Below are 23,261 nucleotides of genomic sequence, written 5' to 3'. Positions count from 1 at the left end.
CGCGATGGCGTCAGGTGGCTGGGGCGGAGTCCAGGAGCATGCCGTGGTCGGTAGCGTCAGGCTGCTTCGGAGCCTCGGATGGGAGTGGCGCATCGTGATGCGGCAAGGCAGCCATGCCCAGGGCGGCCAATTCCTGGAGCATTTCCCGGGCTGCCTGGTCACGAATGTGCAGCCTGTACAGGACGTTGGTGGCGTAGGTGCCGCCCTCTTCCTCACTGGTCGCGCGGACGAATCCGCGCTGCTCGAGATGCGCGAACGCCCTCCTCACCAGCGCGTAGGTCGCCGAGCGAGGAGTCCTGTCCTTGTCCGTACGACCGGTGGGGTTTCGACGCAGGTAGGCCCGCCACAATCCCTCCAGCCCGGGGCTGCCGGCTGGCGGGTCAGTGTCCTCGTCGGCGGCTGCAGCACGGCGCTCAAGGACGGTCGCATAGGCCCTGACGTCTTCGTCGACCTTCTGCATCGATACCCGGGCGACGTGCTCGTCGTCGTCCAAGTCCTCCGGACGAGGGAAGGCTCGCGACGCGATGGCCAGGTGGGCGAGCAGGTATAGCGGCCGGTTCTCCGCATTCGGCACGAGGTCGCTGATCGAGACGGCGAAGGCCGTCTCGGTCGTGGTTGCCAGGACCAGCCCCGCCTGCGGGTGCACCTCCCGGACCGTGAGGTCAAAACCCTGCGCGACCTTCCGCACCAGCTGGGCGAAGTCCGGTTCCGTTTCGAACCGCCGCACGAGGTGGGCGTACTCTCCAGAACGTGCTGGGGACTTGCCGCGTGTCATAGCCAGAGCCACCATCCGGGCTGCTGCGGCAACATCGTCGTACTGCGTCATGCACTCGGCTCCAGATCGTCGCTCGTGGTGCGGGGAACAAACTCTGGTGAATGGGGCGGTTGCGTGTTCGGGGCCGCATCAACGCTGTCGGAGACCGGTTTACCCACGGCCGGCAACAGCAGGAAGTCGCTTCCACCGAAAACCGGGTCGTCCAACTCAGTCCCGTCATCCACGACAACGACGGCTTCCCTACCGCGCGCCAGCTCGGCGACGGGGATATGCCGAAAACGATGCGCGGTCTCCATAGCCAGCAGATGGTCAGTGTCGTCACCTGGCCCTCTGCCGTCGCCCCACTGACGGGCACGCTCGAGCAGCCGAGACAGCCGCACGCCCTCCCCGGGGACACCCGAAAGCAGCCTGTCCACCCATGCATGCTGCGCGTCGTCGAACCTCGGTGGATCGGACGTGTTTTCCCAGTCGTCCGATGCACCCACTGCGACCAGCTCAACCTCGGCCGGTTCCGGCATCCGCGTGAGGGCCTCGAAGTAGTCCGGCAGGTACATAACCCTCGGGCGGACGGGACCCAGCACCCCGCGCACGAACGTCTCCAGGGGCCGCTCGCTGTCCTCGATGCTGAGCTCGAGCGTCGGCTCCAGGAGCTGGCTGCGCAGATGCACCCGTGTATGGACCACGGGTGGTACGAAGATCTGCCGGTCCTGCTGGCGCCGGAACTCAGGAACCACCCTGAGCAGCATGTCGATGAGCATCAAGTGCCGCTGTAGACAATCCTCGATCAGCGCATCCAGTGCTTCTAGCTGTTGCCGCTTGTGTTCCTCTTCCGTGACCTCGAGCAGTTGCGCCACCTGTGCCTTCAGCTGAGTCTCCGCCCGAGACCTCTCCTCAACGTGCTCTTGCGCCTCCTCCAGCGGGCCCTCAAGATCCGCTTCCCAGTCGACGGCCCGAACGTTGCGTTTCATCTCCTCCATGCGGTCCAGCAGCTCCTTCGCGTACCGGATGCTCTGGACATGGGCGGCGCGGGCGGCCTGCCATGCCTCACCGATCCGCGCGCGCTTTAGCAACGCGGCTAACTTGGCCTCCGCCGCGATCTGCTCGGACGCGATGTCCACATCGACCGCATGGACGAGCACCGTGATGGCCGCATCAGTAACGGTCAGCGCAGCCTGCCCGGCTTCGTCCGGCACGTCTTTGAGGATCTGGAACGGAAACTCCCTGACGACGAAGCCGTCGCCCGTCACGCTGCCGATCTTGTGCCGAAAGCACCGGTCGTGTCTCTCGGTGTTGATCAGGCGTTCCACCAGCCAGCGCGCGACTTCCCGATACTCGGTACCCGCCCGCCCGGGAACCTGGAGCGCCGCAGACTCAGCTACCCGTTCCACGACGGCTTCCTGTCGAACTGCCGTCCGCGCCCCTATCCGCAGCGTCACGAAGTCAATCGCCGCCAGGGCGAGTTCGGCCAGCCGGTACCCCTCCCAGCCTCGCTCCCGCTTCGCCGGACTGTCGTCGAGCGCCAATAGCGGCCGCACCACGGCCAGCGCCTTCATCCGCGACGTGATGCTCTCGTACGCCGCAGATGACTCGCCAAAGAACACTGAGAGCCCTCCCAACACCATTCCCTCGACAGGGAATTCACGCTAGGACACGGCACTGACAATGCCTCGAAATCGAACGTGAAAGCGATCTATTTCGGCCGGAGGTCCGGCATCCTTCCTTTCCGTGTCGGATTCACTCGGCAACGGCTTGCTGTGGGGTGGGTGCGGTAACTGGCTCTCGGAGTTGTGCGAGGTGCGCCAAGTACTTAGAAGGCGCCTGCTCTATCCACTGAGCTACGGGAGCTGACCTGCGAAAACCCAGGGCTCAGGCGCTCGTCCCGGCGGCCTGTGGGGCGTATGTGGAGGCAGCAGACCCCTGGGGAGCCGTGGGACGCGAGCGCCCCGCCGGGCCGTACGTAGGGTCTCACGGAATCTTCACGGCTCCGAAGGCCCATACGGAAACAATTCGATCACCGTCCGGCGTTGCATCCCCGTAATCGGAGAGAGGACGGTGTCGGGGCTGAGGCTGTTCAACACGAAAGACGAAGTGACCGAGGTCATGTCGCGCCTGGCTGAGGTCGAGGCAGATGTGCAGGGTCTCGTCGAGGCTCACATGGAGACGCTGCTGGGGGTCCGGTTCCTGGCGAGCGAGTACACCACCGGGCCGGTGCACGGTGGCCGGATCGACTCGCTGGGACTGGACGAGAACGGATCGCCGGTCATCGTCGAGTACAAGCGAGGGGTCGACGCCGGCGTCATCAACCAGGGCCTGTTCTATCTCAGCTGGCTGGTGGACCACCGAGCCGAGTTCGAGCACCTGGTCCGCGACCGGCTCGGGGCTACGGCCGCGTCCCAGGTGCTCTGGAGCGGCCCGCGCCTGATCTGCATCGCTGGCGACTTCACCCGCTACGACGTGCACGCCGTGCGCGAGCACCGGCGTTCGATCGACCTGGTCCGCTACCGAATCTTCGGCAGCGAACTGGTCGGGCTTGAGACCGTGGCGTCAGTCAGCGGCGGCGTGCCGGTGGCCCGCCGAGCGCGTCGGCAGGCGGTTGCCCAAGCGGTCAACGTCCAGGGTACGTCGATGATGGAGCTGGTGAGCGCGGTCGACGAGGCACTGCTCGGGCTCGGGGACGGGGTGAACCGCGTCGAGCGCAAGACGTATCGGGCGTACCAGCGGCTGCGAAACTTCGCCTGCGTGTGTCCGCCGCAGCGGAGCAAGCTCCTGGTCTACCTGAAGGTCGACCCGAAGGAGATCGACCTTGTGCCGGGCTTCACGCGGGATGTCTCCGGTCTCGGTCACCACGGGACGGGTGACCTGGAGGTGCAACTGCGTACGCCGAAGGACGTGGAGCGGGCACAGGATCTGTTCCACGCGAGCTACGCGGCTGCGTGATCGCAAGCCGGCCTCCGGGACGTGTGCGATTCGCGGTTGCTCTGTGATCGTCGGGAGATGCCTTTCGATGGGCGGGCAGGGCGTGGCGGTGGACTATCAATGGTGCGCGGGATCGCCGGTTTGGGTAACCGGCGATCCCGCGCTATGTTGCGCCGCTTAGAACCTGCTGACCACCGCCGGCCTCTACTGGCTCACTCGCACCGGCCCTGCGGCCGTGGACTTCTACTGGGAACAGGCGCACGCCGAGAACACCGGCTGGGCAGGAGCCTCCGACGGCCGCAGGGCTCGTCCCTCTTCTACCGCAACCCCCTGGGCCGCAAGGTCCTCGGACCCCCGTCCGGCGCCGACACCGTCTCCTTCCACGAGCACGCCGAAGGCGGCAACCTTCTCGCCCGGAGTTGCCCTGCTGGTGCTACCTGGCCCGCCGCATGCGACGGGCTTCGAGCCTGGCGAGTTGGAGGCCCGGGTTGTCGTAGGGCATCAACGAACTCTGTTCGACCAAGGGCACGATGACCGGCCACAGCCCCTCGGCGGCGGGGGAGGGGTTGCCTACGTGGCGTTCGGTCACGGCCGCTGCGGCCCCCGCCAGCAGGTCGGCCAGCTGTAGGGACGGGTGGTCGGCGGAAGAGCCGCGGAGCACGGTCTTCACAGGAGCACCCCTCTCGCGGGTCAGGAGGGTCATGCCTATTGGACTGGTGGCGTACTGCAGCACGGTGCGCAGGGCGTCGTCGGTAAATACGCGCTGTTCATCGGTGAGGACACTGACGAGCCCGAGGTGGTTTCCCCATCGGCGGGCTGTCTGAGTCACCGCTGGGATAAGCATTTCCAGCGACGGGAACGGGGAGTCCTCTTGGTGGAGGGCCGCCGCGTACGGCCGGGTGGAGCGCACCTGGGCCAGCACCTCAGTTACCGGCCGCCGCCGCGAGGCGCCCCATGCCTGGTCGACCGCTGCGAAGAACGCCTCCAGTGCGGCTTCCTCCCGTCCCAGGGCGCGCTGGGAAGCCAGGGCCACGAACGCGGACATCAGCGCATCGAACAGCGCGTCCGGAAGGGCACGCGGTCCCTGGAGCGCCAGTGTCCGAGCCATGGCGCGTGCCTTGCCTCCGGCGTACAGGTTCCGCCCTTCGGCGTGCGCCTTCTCCTCCAGCAGCAGATCGATCGCCTTCGCTGCCACGGCGTACTCCTTGTCGACCACGTACACCGAGCAGCGGTCGTGCAGTGCACCGGCCGGACCCCACAGATTCTTCAGCAGGGACCACCGCTCCTCACGGCCCTTGAACAGGTGGAACTTCAGCTCCCGGGCCTGCTGGATCCGCGCCTGCTCCCGGAGGGCGCTGATCACTGGGGCCGCCTCGGCGTCGTCGATGGCGACGGACGCGAAGACAAGGAAGCGGCGCTGCCGACCGACGAGCTGCTCACCATCCCACCCGGACTCGTCGCAGGCGATCCAGCGCCCTCCGCCGGCGCTGTCCGAGGTCGGCTCGTTCTGGTTGAGCTGGGTGTACTTCTCTCCGGTCAAGGTCACGACGTCATTGTCCCTGCGCCACTCCGGACACCGGAGTGGCCCCGCACACGTACTGCGTGGTCGGCGGGGAGACGGCAGCCCGGCAGGAGACGTGCGCCCCTGACGGTCCTGCCCCTCGATACCCAGCCAATACCTCAACTCGGTCTGCGCTGGGGCTTCATGCGGGTAGGCCCACCCGATCTGGTGAACCCTGCCGTTTCGGTTCGCCGGGCCGCCGATGCCGGTGCCAGATTTCGTGGTGCACGTCGGTGGCCCATCACCGGTGTCCGCCTCATGCCGCTTCCGGCGGAGCAGGAGCAAGCTGCGAGATTCCCAAGCGCCCCCATGGCGCTGTCGGGTTGATCGTTCTTCGGGCGTTGGCAGGTGGACCGTACGGGGCAGGGAGTTCCGCGCACCTCAGTTCACGGGTGCCGGTTCACACCTTGCCGGCACGAGGCTTCGGCGCTCGGGCGCGTGTCACGCTCCCGAGACGCGGGGGCTTTGTGCTCGCCCGGCACGGCCGGGTGGAAGGACGACACCATGGCCACGAAACGGCCTGACGGCATCTACCCCTACATCGGCACCCCCATCTGGGGTGAGCGCCTTGCGGACGCCGTCGAGAACACCTGCGCGGACCTGGAGGTAGTACCGCCTCCCCGGCAGGCGATCACCGAGGGTCTCGCCACCGCTCTCCCGGACACCGAGATCAAGAACCTGATCTCCACCCAGCGCGGCAGGAAGGTTCTCAAGCCGACAGCCCACCGGCTCGTGCAGGCCGGCGCCGACCAGGTGCTGTTGCTGATGTGCGACGTCCACGGCGCCGCGGTTGCCCCGTGGCACCTCAACGACCGCACCGTCCCCGCCTGGTCGCCGCCCGTCCCGGAGGCCAACCAGCGCGTCGAGGACCTCGTCGCCGCCGAGGTGGCGCTGGAAGAGGCCCAGAAGGCCGCGAAGTCCGCCGAGAAGGAGGTGGAGGCTTGCCGTCGCGCGCCGGGAGACGAGTCGTACACCGCGCAGGCGCTGGCGGCGGCCACGCAGAAGCACCAGGAGGCCCTTCGCCTCGTGAACGAGCTTGAGGACAGGCGTCAGGTCCTCCTCGCCGCCCTGGGCAACCGAAGGCCGCGCCCGGTGGTCCGCTCCGCGGAGGAGGAGGGGGAGCCGAAGGCGGCGCTCGTCCTGGCGGAGCAGCCGTACGCGGTGGCCGTCCACCTGCAGCGCTACGCCGCCGCGAGCCTGGAGCGTGCCGGCAGGACCCGCGGGTACGACCTGGTGGAGTCCCTGGTGGACGCGGGCCAGCTCTCCAAGGGCATGAACGTCCTTCAGCAGTGGCAGATCACCAACTCCGACGGCACGGTGTCGAAGCCGTGGCGGCTGGCCGCCGTGACCGGCAACAACCGGGCGCTGGCTCGTCTGGACGTCTTCCGCGTACGTCCGGAGCACCTGGTGACGGGAATGCCCCAGTCCCTGGTGTCCCTGCCGAAGGAGAAGACCGACCCCGGGCTGCTGCTGCTGAGTCTGCGGGAAATCCTGAACCGGATCTCCACCCGGCTCAACCAGGACGCTGCCAAGCCGGAAACGGAGCTGACCGACCCGTCGCTGCGGGCGGGGAAGATCGCCACGGTGTCCGCGGAGATCGTGATCGGCTGCAGCAGGCCGGAGGCGCTGGAACACGTCCTGCGGACGCTGAACGTCAACGACCACCTGCGCGGCATCCAGCCCTACGACGAGGACGCGCGTCTGATCGCCCTGTTCGCGACGCTCGTCGACTCCTATGCCAAGGAGTCGGTCCTGGACGCGGCCCTCGCCGAGGCGTTCCCCAACGCCCGCGGTGCGGACCTTCTCGACCTGGCCGGGGTGCGCGACGCGCTGACCGCCAACGGGCCGCTCGATCCGCTCGAACCGCTCGTCCCCGCAGGCGAGGAGGTCTCCCCCGTCGTGCTGCGCGACATCGCGGTGCGGGCCATCACCGCGCTCGTGTTTCCCGAGATCCCGCCCGAGAACACGCCGAAGTCGAGCAGGCGGACCGTCCGCGACACGGGGCGGTTCTGGCCGATCGTGCGGGGAGCACTGCAGGAGCCGGCGTGGAGCCAGATCCGGGCGAAGACGGCCGAGGCGCGCACGCGGCTGTGGTCCGCGGCTGTCGCGCAGCTGTTCCTGCACCGGGGCAACATCCTCTCCGCGCTGGGCTTCTTCGGTACGTCGGAGACCCAGAAGGGCGCCGGGCCGGACCCCCGGCCGCTCAAGGAGCTGTTCCTCGGGGCGGAGGCCGGTGACGCCGGTGCCTGGGCCGCCCTGGTCCAGCGGATGGCGCCTGTGCTGATCCACGCGCCGCAGCCGTTCATCACGCCTGGCCAGGGCAGTGAGGCGAACGACGGGCGCAAGGGCGTGCGCCGCACCCCCAGCAGTGCCCTCGCCGCCCTCACCCTGGCGTACACGCAGAACAACGTCCCGGGCATCAGCCGGGCCCTTCTCCTGGCGTTCGCGAAGGCCGTGCTGAAGCACCCGGACGCGACGCAGCCCCCCGAGGCGCAGGACGGCACGCCCCTGGTCTGCTACGGCGAGCAGCACTGGAGCGAGGAGGACCGGACGCCGATCACCGCGGGCATGGTGATCGCCCCGGACGTCGAGGGCCGGCCCACCGGCTACGTCGCCGACAAGGCGTGGTTCGACGGGATGTTCCCCGTGGAGCTCGGCCGCCCGGCTCCGGCCGGAGGGGACGCCGGCACCTCCACGGGCGCCGGGAACAGTGCGGGTGCCGGCGACGGCAGCACCTCGCGCGAGGAGGTGCCGGTCGACCCCCGCGACCAGCTGGCCGCCCTGCGGCAGCAGCTGTCCGCCCGCGTGGAACTCGTCGAGGGGAGCTACCAGCGGGCCGTGGACTCCGCCCACACGCTGATGACGGACTTCGAGGAGGCGCGCCGTCTGCGGGCCCAGCTCGGAGAAGGTCGGCTGCCGGCCGAGCAGCGGATCGAGTGGATGGAGAAGCTGTCGAAGGCGCGGGACGCGGCCCGGGCCAGCGTGACGTCGCTCGACCAGGTGGAGACGCTGATCCTGCAGATCTGACCGGCGTGGAAGGTCTGATCTCTTCAGTAAGCGGGCTCGCACGTACTTGGTATGTGCGGGCCCGCTGTTGTTCGAGGCCAGCACCGTCGCGCTGGGAGGCGAGGGCGACCGGTCTGCTCAGCGATGCCGGGACCGCTGAGCGGGTGGGCGGTGGCGGTCGCGAGCAGCAACTGCTTCTCCTCCGCCGCCTCGGTGTGGTCGGGCACGACTGCCGGCGGGGGCGCTGGGGTGCGGGGCAGGACGCCGGCGCGGGGCGGGAAGCGCGCGCCGATGTCGTCCACGGCCACGGCGAGCACTGCCTGGACGGGCTCCGGCAGGGAAGCGTCGTGGACCGTCTGGTCTGACCAGAGCCCCGGCCCCCCGCGGGGGCCGGGGCTCTTCTCGTATGCTCCGGCGCATGCGACGCACCTTCGTACCGCTCGCCCTCGCCGCTCTCGTGCTCGCCGGCTGCACCACAGAGGAAGACAAGACCGCGAGGTACTGGGACGGCTATCGGTTCGGCGAGCAGACGGCGACGGACTACGCGGAGCGCGTCATCGACACCAACTTCACGTACTGCACGACCGGCGGGGAGGTGGCTGCCCGGCAGGACATGTGCACCCGCCCTGGCGGCCCCGACACCCGATATCCCGTCTCCGTGGGACAACGGGAGTGCGCAGACAAGCTGCCCGACGGCCTGGACGGCGACGAGCGCGAAGCCTGGAACAAGGGCTGCATCACCGGCATGATCCTCGGTGTGCCCGACGTCGTGACGTACAGGGCCGACCCTCGGAAGTGACCCTCAGGGCAGCCGAGTTTGCTAGTGGCGGCTGACAGACGGCTGCGGCAAGGCTTCTACAGCAGGCTCCGCTTCCCAGGCGCTCTGGAGTCGCTTGCCCATCTCCTCCTCCAGCTCTTCCAGCCGCGCGAGCAGTGGCTGCTCTTGCTTGGACAAGTTCCCGGTCTTCATCTTCGTCCGCAGCTCGTCTGCGGCTTCAGACAGGACACCCAGGCAGGTCTGGGCGGCATCGTCGAAGCCGAGTTCCCACTCCTTGCGGTAAGTGGCCCGCACGCTCTCCTTGGCCACCATGCCGATCTCGCGCAACACCCGCTTGCCCATCGACATATTGTCCGTCGACATGCTGTTCCGTCCCCTGTCCCCGAATTTCATACCGAACCCCTTGAAGGTACTGCCCGGATGGGCCAGTTCGAGATCAAACCCCCTGCGCCCGGGCGCTGTGCCGCTTACCGATCCCGCTCTTCTGCCGCGGTCGGCTTTCGGTGCCGACCTCGCCCCCTGCCCAGCGCGGGCCGGTCCCACTCGGCAGGCTTCTCCTGTACGGGCGGCGGCGGGTACAAGACGGCTTGCGCGGCGGCAAGGCTCTCGACGACGCCGATCACCGCCCAGTCCGTGCCGGTCCACTCCTCGATCGCTCGTGGTGCGCCGGGGTCGACGTGGGCCCCGCGGTGGGGACCCTCGCCGAGCGGCACCGCGCGCCGCTTGCCCTTCGAGGCGGCCTGGCGTGCGTCGCGTCGGCGAGCCCACTCCTCCAGCGGTTCGTCATCCTGCATCCAGGCATCGTGACTGAGGGACAGGCTGGCCGGCCACCCTGTCCCTCGTACGAGTGATGGCCCCCTTCGGGGCGCCCGGGGGCTGCTACGCTCGGTGCGCCCTGCGAGTTGGCGGGGCGGGCCGTGCGCAGGCCCGCGTGGTCGGCTCCGCTGACGCGCTTGGACAAGGTGCTCGGCACCAGCGCATTCAGACCCCCCTCTGGATGCCCTGGAGCTGCCATGCCTGCCGACCACGCCCGTAAGGGCCCCGTACGCCGCCGCCAGGCGACCACCGGAGAGTCGTACACCGAAGCCGCCAAGGCCCTGCGCCGCTCGTACAACCTCCCCGTCTGGGACCCGTGGGTGGCTCCCCGCTGCGAGGAGGACGACCCGATCCCCGGGCACGACTCGTGGGTCTCAGGCCCCTGCCCGGAGGGATGCCCGGCACGGGAGCGTCCGGACTACATCGCCTACCTGGAGACCCTGCCTCCAGCAGAGCGACTGCCACGTCCAGCGCCTGCGCGGGAGCCGTACGTCTGCCCTGGCCAGCCGTCGTGCATCGACGACATGTGCCCCTGCAACTACATCCACATCGTGATGTGTTCCAGGTGCGAGTGGGTGTACGCCGTGTGGCCCGAGGGCGATGCGGCATGTCCGGGATGTCGCCCGCTACCGGGCTGACAGCGGTACGGGAGCGGCCACTATCGGCGGTCGACGCAGCAGTACCCACACGGCCTCTCGGCTGACGCGAAGATCGTGAACAGCAGCCCCTAGGTGTGTTGCCCGGGGCCGGTTACCGACCGCGGACGCGCTGGGCGGGCGCGGTTGCGGGAAGCCCGCGGGCGGGTGCCGGGAGCGGCTTCGGGCTCAGCCGTGTGGGTGACGGAATCAGGTCGGCGGCGGTGCCGGCGAGCTGGGCCAGAAGGTCGTAGGGAACGCCGGCGGACAGACGGATGGTCCACGCCGCGCGGTCGAGGTCCTCCCCGCCGTACAGCGTCCATCGGTCCGCCACGGCATGCGGGGTGGACTCGAAGACGATGCTCCGGTCAGGTGCGGCCCAGGTGGTGCTGGCGGGGTGGCTCGCCGGGTGCCAGGCGGCGCCGTGGAGGACGTCGTCCGGGTGGCCTGCGGTGGTGAGCGTCGGGGCGTCGAGGTGCTGCAGGATCGTGTGGATGAGGGGGACGGGAGTGCCGGCGGTGAGGGTGGCGTGCCAGAGGCGCTCGCCGACCGGGCCGTCGTACTCGGCGACCGTCCAGGCGACGTCAGTGCGGTGACGTGCTTCGTGGTCGAACTCGACCCGTACGGTCAGGGATTCGTGGGAGGCGATGGTCGTCTCGTCGGAGGGACGGTACCTCTCCCATTGGCGGTCTTCGTAGAAGAGGGCGGCGAGGAACGCCTCGTGCTCGCCGGGTTCCGCGACCGGAGGCTCGGTCGCGGGCGCGGAGGTTGCCTCGGCGGTGGACGGGGTCGTGCCCGTGAGGAGTCGGCGGACGGCCTGTTCGAGGTCGGTGAGCGGGGCGGGGCCGGGGCGGACGGCGACGGAGTACAGCCGGTGGAACTCGGCGACGGCCTCGGCTTCGGTATCGTACGAGGTGGAGATCTGCCGGAGGTGGTCCTCCCCGTGGAGGTGGATGTGCCGGCGCACGCCGGTGGTGTAGGAGCCGACGGCGACGGTGGTGTGGCCGTCGTCGGCGTGCAGGTGAATGGTCAGGTGGCCGGTAGCGATGTCGTCGTGGATGCGCTGGGCCGCGGCGCCGACCTCGCGGATCTCCGCGCGGGAGCACCAGGGCATGGAGTAGTTCGCCCAGGTCCACTCGGTGTCGATCTCCTCCTGGAGGGCGGGGTCGATCTCGGTGATGAACCCGGACAGCCGGAGCTGTTCGGCGGCGCGGGCGGTGTAGTGGGGCTCTTCGAGGTCGATGCGCGCCAGGACCATCGTGGCCGGGCCGGTGCTGCGGAAGCCGTGGTCGTACAGGTGGGAGCGGGCGGCGTCGGCCGTGGGGCCCGTCGTGGTGGCGATGACGGCGGGCTGGTGGTCGGGGTGGAGGGCGAAGTGGACGTGGGCGTTGGCGGAGGCGTACGGCATCGGGCCTTCGGAGGTTAGGGGGTTCGCCCGGTGGTGGGGCGCGCGGACGGCGGCGAGGCGACGGGGGCACGGCGCGTCGAGGGGCCGGGGCGTGTGGTGGGCGCGGCCCGCGCTCGCTCGGGCAGCGGGCGGCCGGTGGCATGCTGCCAGCGGGTACGGACGGCGCCGATGTCGGCGAGGGCCCGGCGGGCACCGGCGACGAGCTGGAAAGGTGTGTTCAGCGGGTCGTCGGAGTACGCCTGTATGCGACGGGCGGCGTGGTCCACCGTGGTCAGGAGCGAGCGTGTGAGGACGCGTTGGCTCCAGTGTTCGACGGAGCCTGCGGGCTCGGCGAGAAGACGCAGTACGTCGCTCGGCTCGCGTCCGTCGTGGAGGAGGCCGCGCTGCTGGCTTCCCACAGGACGGTGACGGGGTCGACGGGCTCGTGGCGGCGGACGAGGGTGGTGAGGCACTGCCACAGGCCGGCGTGCAGGGGCTGGGTGAAGTCTTCGGCCAGAAGCCACCGTACGGACTCGATGTCGGCGGGGCGGGCGGTGGCGGTCGCGAGCAGCAACTGCTCCTCCTCCGTCGCCTCGGTGTGGTCGGGCACGATGGCCGGCGGGGAGGCGGGGGCGCGGGGCAGGGCGCCGGCGCGTGGAGGGAAGCGTGTGGCGATGTCGTCCACGACGGCGGCGAGCACGTCGGCCTCGGCGAGCACTGTCGGGACGGGGTGCGCGAGGGTGTCGTCGTGGGCAGTCTGGAGGAGGTGCTCGGCGGCGGCGCGTAGCCGACGGCGGGCGTGTTCGGCCTCGACCATCCGTGCGTAGGCCGCCGCGTGCCTCGGCCAGAGACAGACCTGGATGAGGGTGTGCAGGTAGGAGGCGGTCAAGCTGCGTGCCTGCTCACGACCCGAGGCGAGCACCTTGTTCAGCCACGTGATGTTCCTCGCGTGCTCGTCCGGGTCGGGAGGCGGCAGGGCGTTGATCGCGGCGAACACGGCGGCGTGCGCGGCGGTGGAGAACGAGTCGGCGCAGATCCCGGTCACGTCGCCGAGACGTCGCGGATCGAGAAGAAGGGCGCCGAGGAGGACTTGCTCGACATGGAACACCGGCTGCGGCGCCGGGATCGTGTCGAGATCGTCCTCGTCTGGATCGAGGTTGTGGGGCATCAAGCGGCCAGGGTGAAGTCGTTGGGGTCGAGGGTGACACCGAGGTGCGGGGCGAGGAGGTGGCCGGCGAGCAAGGGCGGAACCGCGTTGCCGATCTGCGAGAACTGCTGGCCCTTGTTCCCGGCCCACGGGTAGTCGCCGGGGAAGGTCTGCAGCAGGCCGGCCTCGCGAGCGGTGATCCGGATCGGCTCCGGCACCGAGGGCACCTCGCCGTCCTGCGCCGACGTCGGGACCGGTTCGGCGACCCAGGTGCACTCGTTGGCACGGTGCCCGAAGAACAGCGTGCCTGCCGGCTCCTCGATGGACCGGACAGTCGCGTTGGCCTGGTTGTTGCTGCGCAGAGACCACGACCAGCGATGCGCCTCGGAGGTGAACGTCGGCGCCGGGGCGGTGGCGGCACGGTTCTCGCGGGTGCCGTGCCGGGCCGCCCACCCTGCGCCTTCGCGAAGGGAGTTCAGGACCACTCCGTCCGGACGCGGCATCCAGGTGCCGCGCTCCCGCGCGTCGGTGAGGGTCTTGCGGGAGCCCGACGGGAACGGTTCAGGCCCGCCGCCCGGCCCGCCGCCGGCGCAGACCGTCGGGACGGGACGGTCGGTCGCTCCCCAACCGAGGGCCTCGGCCATGGACACCCAGCGGGCGCGACCCGGCCCGAAGAGGCTCTCGGGCTCGGCGACCTGGGCGTGGGTCGGCGCCGGAGGTTCGGCGGTACGGACGCGGGAGGCGAGCAGGATCGCCCGCCGCCGGGTCTGAGGCACCCCGTAGTCCGCAGAGTTGAGGATGCCGCACCACACGGAGAAGCCCCAGGACCTCAGGATCTGCGCGTACTGCTTCCACAGCGGCAGCACGTCAGGGACCTCTTCCATGGCCACCCACTCCGGCTCACCGACGGCGTTCAGGGCATGCAGGTAGCGCATCGGCTCGGCCGCGAGCAGGGAGCGTTCATCGCGACAGGCGACCAGGAGCTTGGTGCGGGTGTCGAGGCCGGCGGCGAGATCGGCAACCGCCTGGTGGACGAGTGGCTGGTCCACCAGGCCGAGGCGCTTGCCCGCCATGGACCATGCCTGACAAGGCGGCGAAGCGATGAACCCCCGGACCCTGCCGGCGAAGATCCACGCCGGGTACGTCGCCACATCCGTGCGGATCGTCAGCAGACCGGCCGCCGCCCTCGTCTTGCAGGCCCATTCGTCCCACTCCAGCCCGACGTCGCGGATCCCGAAGCGGTGCAGGGGGACACTCCAGCCGCCGGGGCCGGCGAACAGGTCGAGCACGAGCCCCTTCGGCAGTATCACGACGCGAGACCGAAGTCGTCCTGCTCGGCGTCACCGCGGCAGCTCCAGGGGGAGCAGCCGTTCACCACGCCCAGCTCGGCGGCCTCGGCTTCGGCGTCGTCGAGGGCGGCGCGTTCGGCCCTGGTGACGTGGTCGATCGGGGCCTCGCCGAGCGGGACGCGCGATCGGTGCAGGAACGCCTCGCCCAGCAGGGTGTTCCCGGTCGCGTTGGCGCGGGCGATGCCCTTGAGGATGGCCGCGTCGAACTCGACGACGTCCTCCCACTCCGAGGGCGAGGTATCGCGGATTTTTCGCCACTGGGAATTTCCGTGATCGACGCGGGCGGAGACGCTGTCCACGGCCGGGATCGCAGGTGCTGGCGGCAGGGTCCGCAGCTGAAACCGGAGGCGGTCGACCTGGCCGGCCATGTCGTAGAGGGCGAGTGCATGAGTGAGGTTGGACAGGACGGTCTCCTTGTGTGGGTGCCTCGGTCGGCCTATGGGCAGGCAGGGAGCGTCAGCGACTGCGGCGCGGGCCCGGGAGCGGCACGGGGTGGTGTATGCGGCGCGTGGCCAGAGCGGCGGCGGCCTCACGGGCGTCGGCCACGGCGGCGGTGTAACGGGGCAGGACGCGATCGGTGATCCGCCAGGCGGCGCGGGCCGAATCGAGCGGGACGGCGAGGGCGGCGCGGGTATGTGGTCGGTGATGTCTTCGTGCAGACCGCGGGGGACGGACGGACGAAGGTAGTGGGCGGTGGGATGGCGAGCCGGGCCGGCTTCCCTGGCCGTCGCGCCGGGACGGAGGCTGCGGTGCGCCCGGATGCGCGGGAGGCTGGCGGAGCGGCTTCTTCGCGGGCAGGGGCGTCACCGTCGCGTACGCGCGGGCGGTGTGATGCCCTTCGTCTTGACCGGTGCTGGCGTGGTGCGTACGAGGTCGCGGTTTTGTGCCGGACGCGCCGACAGGAGGGCTTGGGTGCCGGCGGTCGTGAGCCGTACGCCGTATCGGTCCTGCTGGACGAGCTGGGTGAGGCTGATCAGTCCCTTGTCCAGAAGGGCGTCGATGGTGGTCCCCCTCATGTACGCGTACAGAGGGGCGATGACTTCTCGGGTGCCCGCGGCGCTCTCGTGGACGACGGCCTCACCGCGGGCGAACACGGCGAGGCCCCTGCGCTGGGCTTCGCTGACCTTGATGGTAGGTGTGCTGGTGTCGAGGTTCTCCCGCGCCGCCCGTTCCTGGGCGTAGAGGTAGCCGTCGTGCCGCAGCAGGGCGCCGCTGACGTCCTGGACGGCCACTGGCGTTCGGTACAGGTGCGCGCGCGACTGCTTCAGCAACTGGTCGGCCGAGGCGGTGTCGCCGTGGGCGAGGGCGGAGACGGCGTCCGACGCGCGCGTGGCGGCGTTCGAGGTGGCCTCGGCGAGTCGACGGAGGACGGTGATCGCTTCCTGGCCGTCGACGGTGGTCGCCGCGTCGGAGAGTGATGCCTGGGCCAGAAGTTTGCCGGTGTGCAGCGAGGTCCGGTACAGGGCGCTGCCCGTACGGATGGTGTCCGCCAGCCGCTGTGGTGCCTCGCCCGGCTGCCGCGTGAGGTCGTCCAGCAAGTCGCCGCACTTCAGCAGGTACTGGGTCAGGGTCCACAGGTCTTCATCGATCGGGCCGGGAGTGAACGGGTGTGTCAAGAAGCGGGACTCCTTGGAGAAGAGAAGACGAGGGAATCGCGAGCACCGGCCCTGCCGCCGGGCGGCGCGACGCAGGCGCCGGCGCGGCGGTCCTTGGATCAGCGAAGTCGGGTTCGGGCGGGCTGCGCCGCGGGCGCGGCAAGCCGGTTCGAGGCGGGGGCGGGGGGACGGCCGAGCCGAGAGGCGAGCGCCACGCGGCCGGCGTCGGTCAGGTACAAGCGCACCGAGAGCGACGTGTCCAGCGGGTGGGGCGCGCGGGTGACCCAGTTCCGCGCCTCCAGGGAGCGGACCGTGGCCATGGACAGCCGGTCCAACCGCAGCCAGGCTTCTTCGACCGTTCGGGCGTCCACGCTGACGTAGCCCTGGGCGACGGCCAGGAGGCACCGGTACTGGGAGGACGACATCACAGCGGCAGGCTCGGCGCCGTGCTGGGCACGCACCGCGCCCGCGAGGTCGGCGGCGGCACCGACGAGGTCGGGTGCTCCCAGGGCGGTCAGGGTCCTGGCCGCATCCACGTGCCGCCCCGCCTCGATGAGCGTGTCCTGGACGTGCTTCGTACGGCCACCGGGCCGCTGCGCCATCTCCTCAGCGGAGAGGGTGCGCAGGAGGCTCTCGGTGATCCGCAGGTCGTCGGCGGCTGTCGCGGCCTGCGTGGCGAGCAGCGTCATCCGGATGTACACGTCGTGGGCGACGGGAGTGAGGGGCAGGCGGATCCGTACGGCGGCCTTCTGGACGTCCTGGACGTACCAGGAGATGGCGCCCGCCCGCGTGGCGAGGGCCTCGGCGATCTCCCGCGAGAGGTGCTCTCCGACGCGCAGGAGTCGCAGGTCGTCATGGAAGCTGGCGAACTCCTCGGCCAGGGCGAGGAGACGAGCAGGCATCGGGATCTCCTGTGACTGCGGACTGACGGGGTGTTCGTGCTCGGACGGCGTCACAGGCCCCGCCCCGACTTGGTCGTTCGCGTGACGGTCGGGGAAGCGACCGGGGGCATGCGGGTGCCGGGCTGGGCGAGGAGGTGGTGGTCGCGGGCGGTGGCCAGTGGATCAGCTTCTGTGGGCAGGCCGAAGAGCGTGGCGGGGATCGCTTGGGCGAAGGCCGTGATCGGACCGCGGCAGGAGCGGGGACCGTCGCCGGCCACCGCCTGCCGACGGGCGGCGAAGTTCACGGTCGCGTCACGGGGTGCGGCGCCGGGACGGATCCGGCCGGTGAGCGCACAGGCGACGTCATGCGCGGTCGGGGTGCTGGGAGACGTGGGAGAACCTCCGTTCAGGAACGTCCTGTTCGTGGGACCGGTGTGCGCGGACAGGGCCGGGGCCCGTCAGCGGCAGGGGAAGAGGACCGTTACGCGGCCTGCTCGAAGTCGCCCTTGGAAGGTCGCTGTTTGGCGACGGCGCGGGCGGTGATGGCCTGCGAGGCGCGGGCGGAGGCGGCGGCGAGCTCGTCGGCACCGGGCTCGGCGTACCAGGGGCGCAGGTCAAGCATGGCGACGCGCATGCCGGTGGCCAGGCACAACGCGCTGCCCTTGGGCAGGGCGCGGATGGCGTCGGCGGGCAGGATCCGTTCCTGCCGCATGCTGATCGAGGTGGACTTGCCGGACTCGGAGACCGACGTGCTGGTCGTCTCGATGTCGTGGTCGCCGATCATCCTGCTCAGCTTGTCGGCGAAGTCCGGGTCGTCGATGCCGGAGCCGATCACCTTCACCGTGGCCGCCGACCACATCGCGTCCATGCCCGCGTCACCCCACACTTTCTGGCCCTGGCGGTAGGACTGCAGGATCGTGATCGGGATGATCCCGCGCGACCCGAGGTGGGAGTACAGGTCGGGCAAGTCCGAGATCTTGCAGACGTTGGCGGCCTCGTCGAGGATCGCGAGCATCGGCGGATCCAGCCGGCCGCCGGCCCGCTCGGCCTGAGCGGTCGCCGCCCGCATCACGGAGTCCGCGCACGCCGCGATCAGCGCGCTCGCGCCGCCTCCGCCGTCCTTCGACAACAGGAACAGAGTGTCCGTGGAGGTCACGAAGTCGGCCGGCCGAAACTCTGCGACGTCCTTCTGCGGGGTGACCCAGGCGGCGATCTCGTTGTTGAGAAGGGCGGCGGCGTACTGGCGGGCGGTCTCGTAGATGCCGTCCCGCGTCTCGGGCGGGCCCTCGACGGTGCCCTTGAGCTGGGCTGCGACCGCGGCGAAGCCGTGATCGCGGAGGATGTCGAGCGGGGTGCGGTCGGCCGGGAAGGCCAGCCACTGCATGATGTCGGTGATCGGCCGCTCGTCCAGGGCTGCGGCCAGGAGCAACTGGGACAGGATGTTGCTGCCGGCCTTCGACCAGAAGTCGCCCTGCTGGGAGGCATCGACGCTCGCTGCGAGGAAGTGTCCGGCGAGCCGTCCGGCGCCGTCGAGGGTCTTGGCGTCGGCGAGCGGGTTCCACCACATGGTCCGCTCCGCGTGGGCGATCTGCTGCGGGTCCATCGACCACACCCGTCCCACGGCGGCGCGCGCGTCGAGGCACGCGGTGTAGGCGTCGCCGGCCGCCTTGTTCGAGGTCAGCAGGACCGGTCCGGGCGCGGCGAGGATGGAAGGGATCGCCAAGCTGGTGGTCTTGCCGGAGCGCGGGGCCATGATCGCGACGGCGACGTCCTCGAAGCCCATGCGGACCTCGTGACGGGTCCCGGCGAGGTTGCCGAGGAGGACGCCGGCGTCGCGCGGCTCGATGTGCTTGGCGGCCTTCAGGCTCGGCCGCAGCGAGCGCGCCTTGGATTCGATGGCCTTGGCGAGCAGCGGCTCGATGTCGCGGGCCTTGGCCATCCCGTCGATCTTCTTCTTCCGGCCACCACCTCGGTTCTTGTATCGCAGCCACACGGCTCCGCCAACGGCGGCGAGCAGCAGCGTCACCAGCACGGGGATGACGCGGGTGGTCAGGAGCAGAGATGTTTCTCCGGCCTGCGGCCACAGCTGTTCGGGGCGCAGGAGAGCATCGGCCGGCCGGTAGGGCGCCCAGGTGCCGGTGCCGGTGGCCCAGGCGGTGAGGTTGCCGCCGAGCCAGGCGATGGAGGCGAGGGGGAGGCCGACGGCGAAGGCGCCGAGGAGGACCTTCAGGGCTATGTCGTAGCCGTCGGAACTGGAGGAGGGAGCGGAGCGCAAGCGGTGGTTCCTTGAACGGTGTGGACCCTGGTGGGGCGAGGAAGCGTCAGCGGGCGCGGCGGGGCGCCGACGGCGGGGTGGGAGGCGCGGGCGGTGGCGGGCTGGCGCGGCGGGCGGCGAGACGCTCGATCCGCTCCGGCAGCGCGCGGGCGACACTCTCGGCCGGCCACTCCTGCCAGTGCAGGGTGATCCTTCGGCGGGAGAGACCGACCGTCTGCTCGTGGGAGCGCTGTACCGGCTCCGGATCGGCGAGCGCCTGCATGAACGCGGCCACGAGAACTCGGGGTGTGCCGCTGCTGAACCAGGCTTTCCACACGGGGTCGTCCTCGTCGAGGCTGGCCGTGATGCGCCAGTTGCGGCTGCCGGAGAGATTGAAGTGCTCGCCCCTCACCCGGCCGTCCGGCGAGCGGAACTCCCCGTTGCGAATGGAGTCCCATCCGGCATCCCACAGCGGCTGGTAGGGGGCGGATATCGCCCGCGCGTTGTAGCCGGGGTCGGTGAGCGCGTCGGTGACCGAGGCGATCAGCTCGACGGGCGTCCCGCCGTCGAAGGAGGCGTTCCAGACCGATCCGGTGCGGCCGTCGCGATGCGAGAGGTGCCACCACGGCTCGTTCGGATGGGGCTCGAGGCGGAGCATCGACTTCTGGTCAGGGCTGGTCAGGATGACCCGGGGCATGAGCGGGTCGTGGCCGTGGCTCCACCCGGCGCCGGCGTGCAGGGCCGCGGTGATCCAGGCCGGGTCGCCGGGGCCGGCGAGGTAGCGGGGGGAGATGAGTGCCTGCTCGACCTTGACGCTCACCCGCGCCTCCCCGCCGGGCGTCGCACCGGCGACGCCGCCGGGGCCGGTACGGCACCCAAGATGCGTGTCGGCGCCTTGAGGGCGACGGCGTGGATGCCGAGGAGGGCCCGGCCCTGGGTGGCCCAGGTGTCCAGGGAATCCCATGCCTCCTCGTTGCGCTCGGCAAGAGAGTCGACGAACTCCTCCTGCGACACCGGCGGCAAGTCCCGCCGGGCTTCGCGGACTTCGGCATGCCCGCGCTGGAGCGTCTTCAGCTTCTCCAGGGCGCGGGCGAGCTCGGCGACCTGCCACGCCCATCGGGGCTCGATGTCATCGGCGTTGATGTGCTGGAGCTGGACGGCGGCCGTGGCGAGCAGCTCCCGGGCCGAGGGGCGGACCTCCTGGAACGCTCTCCAGGTCTCGGAGTCCCGCTGGACCATGCGCCAGCCGTACGACACCTCGTCGTACGGCCAGCCGTCGGCGTCGGTGTGCTTGTCGGAGTAGGCGTCCCAGGCGGCGAGGATCGCCTCGTTCTCGACCAGGAACACCTCCAGCCGCCTCAGCAGGAGGGCGTGCGGGTCGGACGGGAAGGTGGTGGACGGTGTGGTCAGGGTGCTTCCTTGTGTCGAAGGCGGTGGTCAGCGGCTACGTGCGGGCGACGCGACGACGGGAGTGTTCGGCGCCGGCCTGGCCGCGGCCGGCGGCGTGGTGGGACGGTGCTGGCGAGCCTCGGCGAGACGCTGTTGGTGCGCGGTCACGATCTGTTCGCCGATCACGTTTTCCCGGCCCACGGTCAGGTGCGGGCTTTCGTCGATGGTGAAGCGCGGGCGCGGCACGGGTGCCGGGTCGGACAGGGCGGTGGCGACGGCGCCGAGCACATGGCCGGGCGTTCGGATGTCCAACGAGGCCCGCCACAACAGCCCCTCGGGCCCGTGCGGTCCGTGGTGGCGGGCGACCTCGATCTCCCAGCCGCAACGGCCCATGGAGGGCGAGATCCGCTGCTCGACCATCGCGGTGCGGTCGGGCGACATGATCTGGTGACCGCCGAGTTCATCGGTGGTGTGCTCCCAGCCGCGTGTGGTGAGGATGGCCGTGAAGTTTTCCCGGGCGGTCTCCTCCGGTTCGGGGAGCAGGAGGGTGTCGGTGAGTCCGGCGACGATCTCCACCGGCGTGGAGCCGCTGAACGCGGCGTACCAGTTGCTGGGGCCGAATCCGCTGTGGACCGTCCACCAGTTGCGCGCGTACTGGGCGGAGGGCTTGAAGACCAGCTCGTGCTGCTGGTCGGGGCTCTGCATGCGGATGACCGGATGCAGCGGGTCGCAGGGCGTGCTCCAGCCGGCGGCGCACAGAGCGTGTGTGACGTGCCGTGGATCGCCGGGGCCGGCGAGGTAGCGCGGGGAGACCGGCGAGCCGAGCTTGCTCGCGTACTCGTTGGCGAAGGCGTCGAGCTGACGCCAGGTGATCACGGTGGTCCTCCAACTGGCTAAGAACCGGGTCAGCGGCGGGTCCGGGTGCCGCTGGCGGGGGTGTAAGGGCGGGGGGTGGCGCGCGGCCGGGCACTCTGGGCGCTGTTACGGGCCCAGGTGGCGGCCCGGGCGGCCGTGATTCGGGCCTGCTGCCACGCGCTGAGCTGGGAGGGCTTGACGGAGACCGACCAGGTACGGATCTGCGCGCTCGGTGGAACGTGTCCGCGCGGACGCATCACGGGGTCGGGGTTGGCGAGTTCGGCCGAGAAGGCTTGCACCAGGTGCATCGGCGTGCTTGGCGAGAAGTTCGCGGTCCAGCCGTTGCCCTGCCTGTCCTTCGCCCCGGTCCACCACATCGCCTCGCCGTCGGGGCCCTGGTGATACTGCATCCACGCGCTGCCGTCGGGGCTGGTCGCGGTGTAGTGCTTGCCCTCGAAGCGCGTGTGCCAGTTCTGCTCCTGCAGTGGTGCCCAGACGTTGGGGGCGTGCGCGGAGCGCGGACGGGTGAGGGCGTCGGTGAGGCCGGCGACGATCTCCACTGGGGTCTGCCGGCCCAGGTGTGCCGCCCACTCGTCGTTTTGGCCGGTCGCGGCACCGTGGATGGTCCATCCGCCGGGTTGGACGTAGGGGTCGTAGGAGATGCAGACGGTGCCGCCCGGGCTCCCCATGGCCAGGGGGCCGCCGGTCTTGGAGTGGTCGCGCCATCCTGAGGCGCGCAGGAATTCGGAGATGTGCCGGACGTCACCACCGCCGGCGAGGCTGCGGGGATAAACGAGGTAGTGCTGTTCGGCCTGTTCGTCCGGTCCCCAGCCCCGCCACGTCCTCTTCATCGATGCCGCCGGATGACGAGTGGGGCGGGGGACGGCGGCTTTGTCGCCTGGGCGGCAGGCCGGTTGCTGATGTGATGGAGGGGCTCGCAGTGTTCGTCCAGGTCTCCTCCGATGGCGTCGAGTTCGTTGGTGGCCCGGCCGAGGGCGAGCCACACCTCGGCCGGCAGGACGCCCCGCTCGGCCTGCGTCTTCGCGAACGTGCTGCTGACGGACATGAGGCCGGTGACGCGGTCGAGTAGTCCGCCGTCCGGGTCGAGTACATGAGCGATGACCTGCACCGCTTCGTGGGGAGGGAGCTGGGCGACGTGGTCGGTCAGCCGGCCGAGCTGTCGGGCGATCTCGTCGGCCAGACGCACGGGGTAGGGGGCGGGGTGGGACATGCTCCTCCGGGTCGGTGGGCGGTCAGTGGTGCTGGTGGCCGACGCGCTGGGTCTCGGCGAGGACCGCCTCCGGACGGGCGCCGGCCAGCGGGGAGACCTGGTCGGGGCCGGTCGGGATGCAGGGCGCGCAGGTAGCGGCGGAACAGGGCTGTCGCGAGGCGGGGCTTGAGCAGGGAGGTGATCGGTGTGGGCGTACGGGGGGCTACGGGTTTCTCCGAAGGTCGAGCGGGGCGGGGCAGGCGGCCCCAGCCGAGGCCGGGGCCGCCCGAACGGTCTTACGGGGTGCGCCGGGCTGGTGCGGGGCGCGAGGAGCAGGGGGCCGGTGCCGGGTTCCGCGGTGAGGCGTGGGTCGTGCGGGCGCGGGCCTCGTGCGCGGCCTGCTGGAAGGCGGCTTCGTCGAAGACTTCCGGAGTGCAGTTGACCTTGTACCCGGCCAGGCGCAGGGCCGGGATGGCTCGGGTCGCCAGGCGCCTTTGCTCGTCCGCAGCGAGGTCGTCGGGCACGGTGTGCCAGATGTAGAGGGGCGCACTGGTGGGGTACTCGTGTCGCTTCAGCCCGAGCTGTTCCAGCAGGTCGTGGAGTGCGGCGGGAGCACCAGTGGGGGTGTCGGCGTGGATGGTGGTGGTCAACGGCTTGACGTAGAGCTCCACGTCCGTGCCGTATTCGTCGGCCAGATTGGCCACGGA

Annotated in this window: 21 protein-coding genes and 2 pseudogenes; 3 read left to right on the top strand and 20 right to left on the bottom strand. The window is 70.4% G+C overall.

Annotated features, from left to right (window positions below; genetic code table 11):
• Window positions 1-10 precede the first annotated feature (10 nt).
• Window positions 11-826 (bottom strand): hypothetical protein, encoded by an 816-nt coding sequence (locus GGE06_RS25490; protein WP_184931859.1) that lies wholly within the window; start codon window positions 824-826, stop codon window positions 11-13.
• Window positions 823-2,376: a CBS domain-containing protein gene (locus GGE06_RS25485; RefSeq protein WP_184931858.1), complete on the bottom strand. Its 1,554-nt coding sequence runs from the start codon at window positions 2,374-2,376 to the stop codon at window positions 823-825. Before GGE06_RS25485 ends, GGE06_RS25490 begins: the two co-directional genes overlap by 4 nt.
• Window positions 2,377-2,827: 451 nt before the next feature.
• Between GGE06_RS25485 and GGE06_RS25480 the strand changes: the two genes are divergently transcribed.
• On the top strand, window positions 2,828-3,712 hold the full coding sequence (locus tag GGE06_RS25480) for a DUF5655 domain-containing protein (protein ID WP_184931857.1): 885 nt from the start codon (window positions 2,828-2,830) through the stop codon (window positions 3,710-3,712).
• Window positions 3,713-4,124: 412 nt separating this feature from the next.
• Here GGE06_RS25480 and GGE06_RS25475 read toward each other — a convergent pair whose 3' ends face one another.
• Window positions 4,125-5,231 carry a DUF3800 domain-containing protein gene (locus GGE06_RS25475; protein WP_184931856.1) on the bottom strand — a complete coding sequence of 369 codons (1,107 nt, stop codon included), beginning with the start codon at window positions 5,229-5,231 and terminating at the stop codon, window positions 4,125-4,127.
• A 525-nt stretch (window positions 5,232-5,756) separates the two neighbouring features.
• Here GGE06_RS25475 and GGE06_RS25470 point away from each other — a divergent pair.
• The gene (locus GGE06_RS25470; RefSeq protein WP_184931855.1) at window positions 5,757-8,279 is read left to right on the top strand and encodes a hypothetical protein; all 2,523 of its coding nucleotides are present in this window, start codon (window positions 5,757-5,759) and stop codon (window positions 8,277-8,279) included.
• Window positions 8,280-8,419: 140 nt separating this feature from the next.
• Here GGE06_RS25470 and GGE06_RS42760 read toward each other — a convergent pair.
• Window positions 8,420-8,614 (bottom strand): annotated as a pseudogene (locus GGE06_RS42760) (DnaB-like helicase N-terminal domain-containing protein); the annotation flags it as partial.
• A 62-nt stretch (window positions 8,615-8,676) separates the two neighbouring features.
• Here GGE06_RS42760 and GGE06_RS25460 point away from each other — a divergent pair.
• Window positions 8,677-9,057, top strand: coding sequence for a hypothetical protein (locus GGE06_RS25460; protein ID WP_184931853.1), 381 nt, complete (start codon window positions 8,677-8,679; stop codon window positions 9,055-9,057).
• Window positions 9,058-9,078: 21 nt separating this feature from the next.
• On the opposite strand, the gene GGE06_RS25455 is transcribed toward GGE06_RS25460, so the two are convergent.
• From GGE06_RS25455 to GGE06_RS25385, 16 genes and pseudogenes are all read right to left on the bottom strand, one after another.
• Complete coding sequence (locus GGE06_RS25455; protein WP_184931852.1) at window positions 9,079-9,399, bottom strand: hypothetical protein; 321 nt, start codon at window positions 9,397-9,399, stop codon at window positions 9,079-9,081.
• Window positions 9,400-9,503: 104 nt separating this feature from the next.
• Entirely contained in the window at window positions 9,504-9,830 is a 327-nt protein-coding gene (locus GGE06_RS25450; protein ID WP_184931851.1) for a DUF6087 family protein, read from the bottom strand.
• 772 nt (window positions 9,831-10,602) lie between these two features.
• On the bottom strand, window positions 10,603-11,895 hold the full coding sequence (locus tag GGE06_RS25445) for a DUF317 domain-containing protein (protein WP_184931850.1): 1,293 nt from the start codon (window positions 11,893-11,895) through the stop codon (window positions 10,603-10,605).
• 14 nt (window positions 11,896-11,909) lie between these two features.
• Window positions 11,910-13,042 (bottom strand): annotated as a pseudogene (locus GGE06_RS25440) (DnaB-like helicase N-terminal domain-containing protein).
• Entirely contained in the window at window positions 13,042-14,331 is a 1,290-nt protein-coding gene (locus tag GGE06_RS25435; protein WP_184931849.1) for a DNA cytosine methyltransferase, read from the bottom strand. Before GGE06_RS25435 ends, GGE06_RS25440 begins: the two are co-directional and overlap by 1 nt.
• Window positions 14,328-14,669: a hypothetical protein gene (locus tag GGE06_RS25430; protein ID WP_246532737.1), complete on the bottom strand. Its 342-nt coding sequence runs from the start codon at window positions 14,667-14,669 to the stop codon at window positions 14,328-14,330. Before GGE06_RS25430 ends, GGE06_RS25435 begins: the two co-directional genes overlap by 4 nt.
• A gap of 504 nt (window positions 14,670-15,173) precedes the next feature.
• Window positions 15,174-15,986 (bottom strand): hypothetical protein, encoded by an 813-nt coding sequence (locus GGE06_RS25425; RefSeq protein ID WP_184931848.1) that lies wholly within the window; start codon window positions 15,984-15,986, stop codon window positions 15,174-15,176.
• 98 nt (window positions 15,987-16,084) lie between these two features.
• Window positions 16,085-16,867 (bottom strand): hypothetical protein, encoded by a 783-nt coding sequence (locus GGE06_RS25420; protein WP_184931847.1) that lies wholly within the window; start codon window positions 16,865-16,867, stop codon window positions 16,085-16,087.
• 50 nt (window positions 16,868-16,917) lie between these two features.
• The gene (locus GGE06_RS25415; protein ID WP_184931846.1) at window positions 16,918-17,151 is read right to left on the bottom strand and encodes a hypothetical protein; all 234 of its coding nucleotides are present in this window, start codon (window positions 17,149-17,151) and stop codon (window positions 16,918-16,920) included.
• A gap of 176 nt (window positions 17,152-17,327) precedes the next feature.
• Window positions 17,328-19,121 (bottom strand): type IV secretory system conjugative DNA transfer family protein, encoded by a 1,794-nt coding sequence (locus GGE06_RS25410; RefSeq protein ID WP_184931845.1) that lies wholly within the window; start codon window positions 19,119-19,121, stop codon window positions 17,328-17,330.
• A 46-nt stretch (window positions 19,122-19,167) separates the two neighbouring features.
• Entirely contained in the window at window positions 19,168-19,920 is a 753-nt protein-coding gene (locus GGE06_RS25405) for an SPDY domain-containing protein (protein WP_312883289.1), read from the bottom strand.
• Window positions 19,917-20,447 (bottom strand): hypothetical protein, encoded by a 531-nt coding sequence (locus tag GGE06_RS42755; protein WP_246532736.1) that lies wholly within the window; start codon window positions 20,445-20,447, stop codon window positions 19,917-19,919. Before GGE06_RS42755 ends, GGE06_RS25405 begins: the two co-directional genes overlap by 4 nt.
• Window positions 20,448-20,537: 90 nt before the next feature.
• The gene (locus tag GGE06_RS25400; protein ID WP_184931843.1) at window positions 20,538-21,365 is read right to left on the bottom strand and encodes an SPDY domain-containing protein; all 828 of its coding nucleotides are present in this window, start codon (window positions 21,363-21,365) and stop codon (window positions 20,538-20,540) included.
• A 29-nt stretch (window positions 21,366-21,394) separates the two neighbouring features.
• Window positions 21,395-22,195, bottom strand: coding sequence for an SPDY domain-containing protein (locus GGE06_RS25395; RefSeq protein ID WP_184931842.1), 801 nt, complete (start codon window positions 22,193-22,195; stop codon window positions 21,395-21,397).
• Complete coding sequence (locus GGE06_RS25390; protein WP_184931841.1) at window positions 22,192-22,575, bottom strand: hypothetical protein; 384 nt, start codon at window positions 22,573-22,575, stop codon at window positions 22,192-22,194. The genes GGE06_RS25395 and GGE06_RS25390 overlap by 4 nt, the downstream gene beginning before the upstream one ends.
• Before the next feature lie 275 nt (window positions 22,576-22,850).
• The gene (locus GGE06_RS25385; protein WP_184931840.1) at window positions 22,851-23,258 is read right to left on the bottom strand and encodes a hypothetical protein; all 408 of its coding nucleotides are present in this window, start codon (window positions 23,256-23,258) and stop codon (window positions 22,851-22,853) included.
• Window positions 23,259-23,261 lie beyond the last annotated feature (3 nt).

The organism is Streptomyces nymphaeiformis, assembly GCF_014203895.1.
GTDB classification, from domain to species: Bacteria; Actinomycetota; Actinomycetes; order Streptomycetales; family Streptomycetaceae; genus Streptomyces; species Streptomyces nymphaeiformis.
This window is presented reverse-complemented; position numbering and strand designations above follow the sequence as displayed.

Excerpts from the sequence above, each read along its gene's own strand:
- GGE06_RS25490 (WP_184931859.1), bottom strand. The coding sequence starts at position 826 with ATGACGCAGTACGACGATGTTGCCGCAGCAGCCCGGATGGTGGCTCTG.
- GGE06_RS25470 (WP_184931855.1), top strand. The coding sequence starts at position 5,757 with ATGGCCACGAAACGGCCTGACGGCATCTACCCCTACATCGGCACCCCC.
- GGE06_RS25460 (WP_184931853.1), top strand. The coding sequence starts at position 8,677 with ATGCGACGCACCTTCGTACCGCTCGCCCTCGCCGCTCTCGTGCTCGCC.
- GGE06_RS25455 (WP_184931852.1), bottom strand. The coding sequence starts at position 9,399 with ATGTCGACGGACAATATGTCGATGGGCAAGCGGGTGTTGCGCGAGATC.
- GGE06_RS25450 (WP_184931851.1), bottom strand. The coding sequence starts at position 9,830 with ATGCAGGATGACGAACCGCTGGAGGAGTGGGCTCGCCGACGCGACGCA.
- GGE06_RS25445 (WP_184931850.1), bottom strand. The coding sequence starts at position 11,895 with ATGCCGTACGCCTCCGCCAACGCCCACGTCCACTTCGCCCTCCACCCC.
- GGE06_RS25420 (WP_184931847.1), bottom strand. The coding sequence starts at position 16,867 with ATGCCTGCTCGTCTCCTCGCCCTGGCCGAGGAGTTCGCCAGCTTCCAT.
- GGE06_RS25395 (WP_184931842.1), bottom strand. The coding sequence starts at position 22,195 with ATGAAGAGGACGTGGCGGGGCTGGGGACCGGACGAACAGGCCGAACAG.
- GGE06_RS25390 (WP_184931841.1), bottom strand. The coding sequence starts at position 22,575 with ATGTCCCACCCCGCCCCCTACCCCGTGCGTCTGGCCGACGAGATCGCC.